A 7,406-nucleotide genomic window follows, 5' to 3' on the forward strand; every position below is an offset into this window, starting at 1 on the left:
TGGCGCCGCCGGCGCGCTGGCCGCGCCGATCGCCGGGCGCCTGGCCGACCGTCACGGCCCCGAGTGGGTCACGCGCATCGGCATCGGCATCGCGACGGTGTCGTTCGCGTCGATGGCCGCCGCGCCGCTGATGTCGCCGCATGCGCAACTCGTGCTGCTCGCGGTCGCGACGATCGGTTTCGATCTCGGCGTGCAGGCTACGCTGATCGCGCACCAGGCGATCGTCTACCGGATCGACCCCGCTTCGCGCAGCCGCCTCAACGCGGTGCTGTTCGTCGGCATGTTCATCGGGATGGCGGCCGGCGCCGCGATCGGCAGTTTGTTGCTCGCGCAACTGGGCTGGAATGCGGTGACTGCACTGGCCGTCGTGACGTCGCTGGCCGCGCTCGCCGTGCGGATCTGGCGCCACTGAAATTCCGCGGCGCACACACAAGGCGGGCAGGCCCACAGGGCTTGCCCGCCTTTTCTTTTATTTTCGATCGGCGCATGCATGATGCTGCGCGGCCTGGCAGATTCGCGCGGGCCTGACGCGACAAGCGCTCATCCGGTGCAAGGTCCGCACCGGCCCGCGCGATTGTCCAGTTCAACCAATTATTTTTCCGGCGGCCGCGCGCATCGATGCGCAAACGTCGGACGATTCGGATGCACCCCGCCACGCGGCGCTCGCCCATCCGGCCCCACCGCACAGCCCCGATTTATCAGGGGATTCCCGGTATTTTTTCGGATTTTCTTCGAAATAACGGGTGACATACTTGCCCCCCGTTGCGCTCCGGTGCGAGCGCGCTTCCAGATCCTGCCGGCCGCACGTCATGCATGCGGTCCGCCGGGGTCGCACGACATGAACAATTTCGACACCACGATCCAGATCTTCCTCACCCACATGACGTTCGGTCCGCTGATGAATCACGCGATCCGCGTGATCGCGGGCCTGTACACGTTCAAGGGCTTCGTGCTCATTCCCGTGCTGTGCTGGCTGTGGTTCCAGCCGGGCCCGAACCGCGAGCGGCAGCGCGAGCTGGTCGTCGCGACGATCGCGAGCGGGCTCATCGCACTCGCGTTCGGCCGGCTGCTCGCACAGGTGCTGCCGTTCCGCGTGCGGCCGATCTACAACCCCGACCTGCACCTGCACTTCCCGTCGGCCGGACTGCGCGCGGCCACGCTGCAGGCATGGAGTTCGTTTCCGAGCGATCACGCGATGCTGTGGATGGCGATCGCCACCGGCATCTTCATCATCGCGCGCCGCGTCGGCGTGTTCGCGCTGCTGTATGCGGTCGTGTTCATCTGCGTGCCGCGCGCGTATCTCGGTTTTCACTACCCGACCGACCTGATCGCGGGCGCCGCGATCGGCATCGCGCTCGCGTGGCTGCTGACGCGCGACACGATCCGCTCGCGCTTCGCGCCGCAGGTGCTGGCGATGATCCGGCGCTTTCCTGCGCCGGCCTATACGCTCGCGTTCCTGCTGTGCTTCGAGCTGATCACGCAGTTCGACGAGTTGCTGACGCTCGCGCAGTCGGCCACCCACACGATGTGACGGGGAGACACTACGATGCTGCCGCTGCTTTCGTTCCGCCGTCGCCCCGGCACGCGCTGCCGGCCATGCGCGGCAACCGCTCGCCGCGCGTCGGCCGCGCCGATCAGTCGCGATCAGGCGCACCCAGCGGAAAGAACGAGCGAAACGGCCGCGCCTCGTCGACCGCGCGCGCGAACGACGGCCGCACCAGCAGACGCTGGCGGTACGCCATCACGTTCGCGAACGACGGATCGATCCGGTGCGTCCAGTCCGCATAGAACAGGAACGGCGCCGCGCCGCAGTCGGCGAGGCTGAAGCGGTCGCCGGCCGCCCATTCGCGATCGGCCATCTTCTTGTCCAGCCACGCATACGACGTGTCGAGCATCGCGCGCGCATCGGCGACACCGCGCGCGTCGCGCTCGGCTTCCGGCCGCAACGCGTCGTACACGACCTTCTGCTGCGGCGTCGACACGTAGTTGTCGAAGAAACGATCCATCGCCCGCACCTCGAGCGCCGCGTGCGGATCGTCGGGCAGCAGCCGCACGGGGCCCGGATGGTTCAGGCCGAGATACTCGATGATGATCGACGCCTCGACCACCGTGCGGCCGGCATCGACGAGCACCGGAAAGCGCTTCAGCGGCCACAGCGCGGTCAGCTCCTGCATCGGCTTCGGATCGTCGTGCGCGAGCACGCGATACTCGAACGGCGTGCCGTTCTCGTACAGCGCGGTCAGCACCTTCTGGCAGTAGGACGAAAAGGGATGGGCGTAAAGCGTCGGCATCATCGTGGGGTCTCTCAGGGTTTCGGCGCCGCGTCGTGCGGCGCCACGTGATCGGATACCTTGACGACGAACGGCACCGGGCCGTTTCGACAGCGATCCGTATATTTTTTGGGTGCGACTCGGGCCGTTACGACCGGCCGTCCATCACGACGCGCCCTTCGGCACGCCAGCGCAGCATCCCGCCGCCGAGATTCGCCACCGTGTCGAAGCCGGCCTTCAGCAGAATGACGGTCGCCTGCGCGGATCGCCCGCCGGCCCGGCACACGGTCACGACCGGCCGGTCGCGTGCGATCTCGCCGGCACGCGCGGCCAGTTCGCCGAGCGGAATCGGCGTCGCGCCGGGCAGGTGGCCGAGCGGCCCGGTGAATTCGTCCGGCTCGCGCACGTCGACGACCTGCACCCCCTGCAGATGATCCTCGAGCCATTGCGGATCGATTTCCCAGAACCCGGCGAACGTATAGACGAGCGGCGCCCAGTCGGGTGCCGCCTGCTCATCCGGCGCGTTCGCGGCGACGCCGCACTGCAGGTTCGCCGGCACCGCGACATCGATCTGGCGCGGATGCGCGAGCCCGAGGTTGCGCATGTAGCCCGCGAAATCGTCTTCGCTCAGGTCGCCGCCGAGGCGCGGATTGAAGCGCCGCTCCTCGCCGACACTCGTCACCGTGAGCCCGCGATAGTCGTGCGCTGGATACAGCAGGCACGCGGCCGGCAGCGTGAAGAGCCGGCCGTGCACCGCACGATACAGCGCGCGCGGGTCGCCCTGCTGGAAGTCGGTGCGGCCCGTGCCGCGGATCAGCAGGCAATCGCCGGTGAACGCCATCGATTCGTCGTCGAGCACGAGGCTGATGCAGCCGCTCGTATGGCCGGGCGTCGCGCGCACGGTCAGGTAGCGCGCGCCGAATGCGCAGCGGTCGCCGTCGTTCAGGTAGCGGTCGGCGCCCTGCGCGCCGCTCGCGGCCGAGATCGCGATCGTGCTGCCCGTGCGCTGCTTCAGCAACCACGCGCCCGTCACGTGATCGGCATGCACGTGCGTGTCGACGGTCGCGACGAGCCGCAGCCCGAGCTCGTCGAGCAGCGCCGCGTCGCGGCGCACCTGTTCAAACACCGGATCGATCAGCACCGCTTCGCGCGATGCGCTGTCGGCAAGCAGGTACGTGTACGTCGACGATTGCGGGTCGAAGAGTTGCCGGAAGATCATCGCGAAGTCGCTCCGTCGCTGGTTGATGCTTGCTTGATGCGTGCTTGATGCGTGTTGTCCGGCCCGCGCCGCGATTGTCGCTGTCGCGCGGGCCGCCCCGTCGTGGTCCCGCCTGGCCGGCATCCGGCCGGCACGGTGTGTCAGCGTGGCTGCGTCACGTAGCGCAGGTACGGCTTCAGCGTCCGGAAGCCGTCCGGATATTTCTGCTTCGCAGCATCGTCCGACACCGACGTCGGAATGATGACATCGTCGCCCGGCTTCCAGTTGACCGGCGTCGCCACCGTATGCTTCGCGTTGAGCTGCAGCGCATCGAGCAGGCGCAGCACCTCGTCGAAATTGCGCCCGGCGCTCATCGGATAGACGAGCATCGCCTTGACCTTCTTGTCCGGCCCGATGACGAACACCGAGCGCACGGTCGCGTTGTCGACCGCCGTGCGCGGGCCGCCGCTCGCATTCGGATGAATCATGTCGTACAGCTTCGCGACCTTCAGCTCGTCGTCGCCGATCAGCGGATAGTTGACCGCATGACCCTGCGTTTCAGCGATATCCGCCACCCACTTCCGGTGATCGCTGACCGGATCGATCGACAGCCCGATGATCTTCGTGTTGCGCTTGTCGAATTCCGGCTTGAGCCCGGCCATGTAGCCGAGTTCGGTCGTGCATACCGGCGTGAAATCCTTCGGATGGGAAAACAGGATCGCCCAGTGGTCGCCGATCCATTCATGAAACCGGATCGTTCCCTCGGTGGTCTCCGCGGTGAAATCGGGCGCGTCCTCGCCTAGTCGAATCGACATGTTCGTCTCCGTCAAATGGGAATCGTCACGACGCCCGCGCCGCGGCTTGCGCGCGACGCGCGATCGTCCGCGCGCGAAGTGCCGGCATGGCACATGCCGGGTTCCGCGCGTTCATATAGCGTAGTTCAAAATGCGCGCGCCACCGGCATGCCGGCGTGCGGCATACCGTCGTGCCGCGGCCGATTCCAACGACGAATGCAGTGCAGCAGAACGTTGCGCCGCGCCCGGCCGCTAGTGCGCACTGACTTACACTACCGGCTGTTCTCGTCTTACGTTCACAGGAAATCCACCGACATGTCGATGACGATCGATCCGAAGCAGGCCGCCGCGCTGCTGGCCGTCGCCGACACGGGCAGCTTCGAGCAGGCGGCCGTGCGGCTGCACGTGACCGCTTCCGCCGTCACGCAGCGGGTCCGCGCGCTGGAGGCGAGCCTCGGCACGCCGCTCGTGCTGCGCACGCGGCCGTGCCGCCCGACGGTGGCCGGGCAGCGCGTGCTGCAGCACCTGCGCCGCGTCGCGCTGCTGCAGGCCGACCTGCAAAGCACGCTCGCGACCGAGCGCGAATCGCCGATCTCGGTCACGATCGCGCTCAATTCCGACAGTCTCGGCACGTGGTTTCTGCCGGCGCTGACGTCCGTGCTCGCGGGCGAGCGCATCCTGTTCGAGCTGATCGTCGAGGATCAGGACCATACGTTCGCGCTGCTCGAAAGCGGGATGGCGGTCGGCTGCGTGACGACCGAGCCGAAGCCGATGCGCGGCTGCCTCGCGACGCCGCTCGGCACGATGCGCTACCGGCTGCTCGCGGCCGCCGCGTTCGCGGTGCGCTGGTTTCCGCGCGGGCTGAACCGTACGAGCGCGCGCAAGGCGCCCGTCGTTGCGTATTCGCGGCGCGATACGCTGCAGTCGTCGTTCCTGAAGGAAAAGTTCGGGTTGCCCGAGGGGGCCTATCCGTGCCACTACGTGCCGGGTACCCATTCGCATTTCGCGGCGGTGCGACACGGGCTCGGTTATGCGATGGTGCCGGAGCCGCTGATCGGCAGTGCGCCGCTCGATACGCAGGGGCTCGTCGATCTCGCGCCCGCACATCCGACCGACGTCACGCTGTACTGGCACGCGTGGACCGTGCAGTCGCCGACGATGGCGTCGTTGTCCGAGCGCGTGGTCGAAGCCGCGCGCCGGCTGCTCGCGCCGCTGCCGTGACGGGCGCGTGAGCGACGCGGCCGCAGTGGGCGGTGGGCGGTGGGCGGTGGGCGGTGGGCGGTGGGCGGTGGGCGGTGGGCGGTGGGCGGCGCAGTACACCTAGCGACGAGAATCCCCCCGCGCCGCCTATACTTTTTCCATCGGCCTCGCGAACGCGCCGCGCGGTCGATCACGCAAATCCGGCCGCGCCCTTTCCCGCAAGGAGAACATCATGTCTCGCCGCTACATCGATTGCCGCGAGTTTCCCAGCGCGATGAATTGCTCGGTCGCGATTTCTGCCGACTCCGACAACGAACTGCTGGAGGCCGCCGTGCAACATGCGGTCCTGGTGCACCAGCACACCGACAGCGCCGAACTGCGCACGCAACTGAAAGCGCTGTTCCGCGACGGCACACCGCCCGCCGATGCACCCCGGCAAGCGTAATCCGCCGGCTCGCCCGATATCGACAGACGGGTTGCCACGTCGCCCCCGTCGCCTCTCCGCCTCCTGCTTCGCGCCCCATCGGGCCGGCGCTCCCGCCGGCCGGCGCATTCCACCTTACGCGCGACGCTGCGCGAAATACGCACCGACCGCGTCGATAAACGTATCGATGTCCGCGCGCGACACGTCGCAGTGCGTGACGAAGCGCGACGCGTACAGCATCTGCGTGAGGATCCCGCGCTCCTTGAGCCACGCCTCGAGCGGCGCGCAATCGGCTTCGGGGAATTGCGCGAACACCATGTTCGTCGCGTGCGACAGCACCTTCACGGCATCGATGCGTGCGAGGCCTTCTGCGAGATGCGCGGCATTCGCGTGATCGTCCGCGAGCCGCTCGACGTTGTGGTCGAGCGCGTACAGGCAGGCCGCCGCGAGAATGCCCGACTGCCGCATCGCGCCGCCGAGCACCTTGCGCCAGCGCTGCGCGCGCTCGATCAGCGCACGGTTGCCGACCAGCACCGAGCCGACCGGTGCGCCGAGCCCTTTCGAGAAGCAGATCGACACGGTGTCGAACGGCGCGGACAGCTCGGCGATCGACCGGCCCGACGCGACGGCCGCGTTGCACACGCGCGCGCCGTCGAGGTGCAGGGACAACCCGCGGCTGCGCGCGAACGCGGTGGCTTCCTGCACGTAGCCTTCCGGCAAGACCTGGCCGCCGATCGTGTTTTCGAGTGCGAGCAGACGCGTGCGGGCGAAGTGATTGTCGATCGGCTTGATCGCCGCGGCGATCTTCGCGAGCGGCAGCGTGCCGTCCGGCGCGTTCTCGATCGGCTGCGGCTGGATGCTGCCCAGCACGGCCGCACCGCCGCCTTCGTACTTGTAGGTGTGCGCGAGCTGGCCGACGATGTACTCGTCGCCGCGTTCGCAATGGGCCATCAGCGCGGCCAGGTTGCTCTGCGTGCCGCTCGGGAAAAACAGGCCGGCTTCCTTGCCGGCCCGCTCGGCCATCACCGCCTGCAGGCGCAGCACGGTCGGGTCGTCACCCCATACGTCGTCGCCGGTTTCGGCGGCAGTCATCGCGGCCAGCATTGCCTGGCTCGGACGTGTCACGGTATCGCTGCGTAAATCGATCATCACTGAGTCCTGGGTAAACACGGACCGGAACCGATGCGCCCGGCCCTGCCGAAACGAGACTCAGAGTGTACGCAATTCACGCAGCGCGTGTGAACCGACGGTCGATGCGCGCACGATGCACTGGCGCGCCATGCTGCACGGCAACGACCGTCCTGCCGTCAGTAGCGCGGCGGCGGCGGTTGAACGCCCGCCGGCGGCATCGGTGGTGCCGCGCGCGGTGCGCCGCCATATCCGCCACCACCGCCATACCCACCACCACCGCCGCCGCTCATCCCGCCCGGCACCGGCACGCGGTTGCCGGTCGCGTACATGCATTGCAGGTAGCCGTAGTCGTAGCGGCGCTGGATGTCGTAGGCCGAGCCTTGCGCCGC

The 7,406-nt window shown here is 68.1% G+C and carries 8 protein-coding genes and 1 pseudogene; 4 read left to right on the forward strand and 5 right to left on the reverse strand.

Annotated elements, in window-relative coordinates:
- Positions 1-412 (forward strand): MFS transporter (locus tag G3O06_RS45360; RefSeq protein WP_205819976.1); only part of this gene is annotated, 412 nt, incomplete at its 5' end.
- Between the two features lie 426 nt (positions 413-838).
- Complete coding sequence (locus G3O06_RS45365; RefSeq protein ID WP_174984470.1) at positions 839-1,531, forward strand: phosphatase PAP2 family protein; 693 nt, start codon at positions 839-841, stop codon at positions 1,529-1,531.
- Positions 1,532-1,634: 103 nt separating this feature from the next.
- Here the strand turns inward: G3O06_RS45365 and G3O06_RS45370 are convergent, their stop codons facing one another.
- From G3O06_RS45370 to G3O06_RS45380, 3 genes are all read right to left on the reverse strand, one after another.
- Positions 1,635-2,294 carry a glutathione S-transferase family protein gene (locus tag G3O06_RS45370; protein ID WP_205819977.1) on the reverse strand — a complete coding sequence of 220 codons (660 nt, stop codon included), beginning with the start codon at positions 2,292-2,294 and terminating at the stop codon, positions 1,635-1,637.
- Between the two features lie 124 nt (positions 2,295-2,418).
- Positions 2,419-3,489, reverse strand: coding sequence for an MBL fold metallo-hydrolase (locus G3O06_RS45375; RefSeq protein ID WP_205819978.1), 1,071 nt, complete (start codon positions 3,487-3,489; stop codon positions 2,419-2,421).
- Between the two features lie 140 nt (positions 3,490-3,629).
- Positions 3,630-4,283, reverse strand: coding sequence for a peroxiredoxin (locus G3O06_RS45380; protein ID WP_085038041.1), 654 nt, complete (start codon positions 4,281-4,283; stop codon positions 3,630-3,632).
- 294 nt (positions 4,284-4,577) lie between these two features.
- On the opposite strand from G3O06_RS45380, the gene G3O06_RS45385 reads away from it, so the two are divergent.
- Both G3O06_RS45385 and G3O06_RS45390 read left to right on the forward strand, forming a co-directional pair.
- Entirely contained in the window at positions 4,578-5,483 is a 906-nt protein-coding gene (locus tag G3O06_RS45385) for an HTH-type transcriptional regulator ArgP (protein WP_046548680.1), read from the forward strand.
- A gap of 211 nt (positions 5,484-5,694) precedes the next feature.
- Positions 5,695-5,907, forward strand: a complete 213-nt coding sequence (locus G3O06_RS45390) for a DUF1059 domain-containing protein (RefSeq protein WP_122948195.1) — start codon at positions 5,695-5,697, stop codon at positions 5,905-5,907.
- 114 nt (positions 5,908-6,021) lie between these two features.
- Here the strand turns inward: G3O06_RS45390 and ltaE are convergent, their stop codons facing one another.
- Both ltaE and G3O06_RS45400 read right to left on the reverse strand, forming a co-directional pair.
- Positions 6,022-7,035, reverse strand: a complete 1,014-nt coding sequence (gene ltaE / locus G3O06_RS45395) for a low-specificity L-threonine aldolase (RefSeq protein WP_174984458.1) — start codon at positions 7,033-7,035, stop codon at positions 6,022-6,024.
- A 158-nt stretch (positions 7,036-7,193) separates the two neighbouring features.
- Positions 7,194-7,406: pseudogene (locus G3O06_RS45400) on the reverse strand (hypothetical protein); the annotation flags it as partial.

It is taken from the genome of Burkholderia sp. Ac-20345 (genome assembly GCF_017104825.1).
Lineage (GTDB): Bacteria > Pseudomonadota > Gammaproteobacteria > Burkholderiales > Burkholderiaceae > Burkholderia > Burkholderia lata_B.

Excerpts from the sequence above, each read along its gene's own strand:
- G3O06_RS45390 (WP_122948195.1), top strand. The coding sequence starts at position 5,695 with ATGTCTCGCCGCTACATCGATTGCCGCGAGTTTCCCAGCGCGATGAAT.
- G3O06_RS45380 (WP_085038041.1), bottom strand. The coding sequence starts at position 4,283 with ATGTCGATTCGACTAGGCGAGGACGCGCCCGATTTCACCGCGGAGACC.
- ltaE (WP_174984458.1), bottom strand. The coding sequence starts at position 7,035 with ATGATCGATTTACGCAGCGATACCGTGACACGTCCGAGCCAGGCAATG.
- G3O06_RS45375 (WP_205819978.1), bottom strand. The coding sequence starts at position 3,489 with ATGATCTTCCGGCAACTCTTCGACCCGCAATCGTCGACGTACACGTAC.
- G3O06_RS45365 (WP_174984470.1), top strand. The coding sequence starts at position 839 with ATGAACAATTTCGACACCACGATCCAGATCTTCCTCACCCACATGACG.
- G3O06_RS45385 (WP_046548680.1), top strand. The coding sequence starts at position 4,578 with ATGTCGATGACGATCGATCCGAAGCAGGCCGCCGCGCTGCTGGCCGTC.
- G3O06_RS45370 (WP_205819977.1), bottom strand. The coding sequence starts at position 2,294 with ATGATGCCGACGCTTTACGCCCATCCCTTTTCGTCCTACTGCCAGAAG.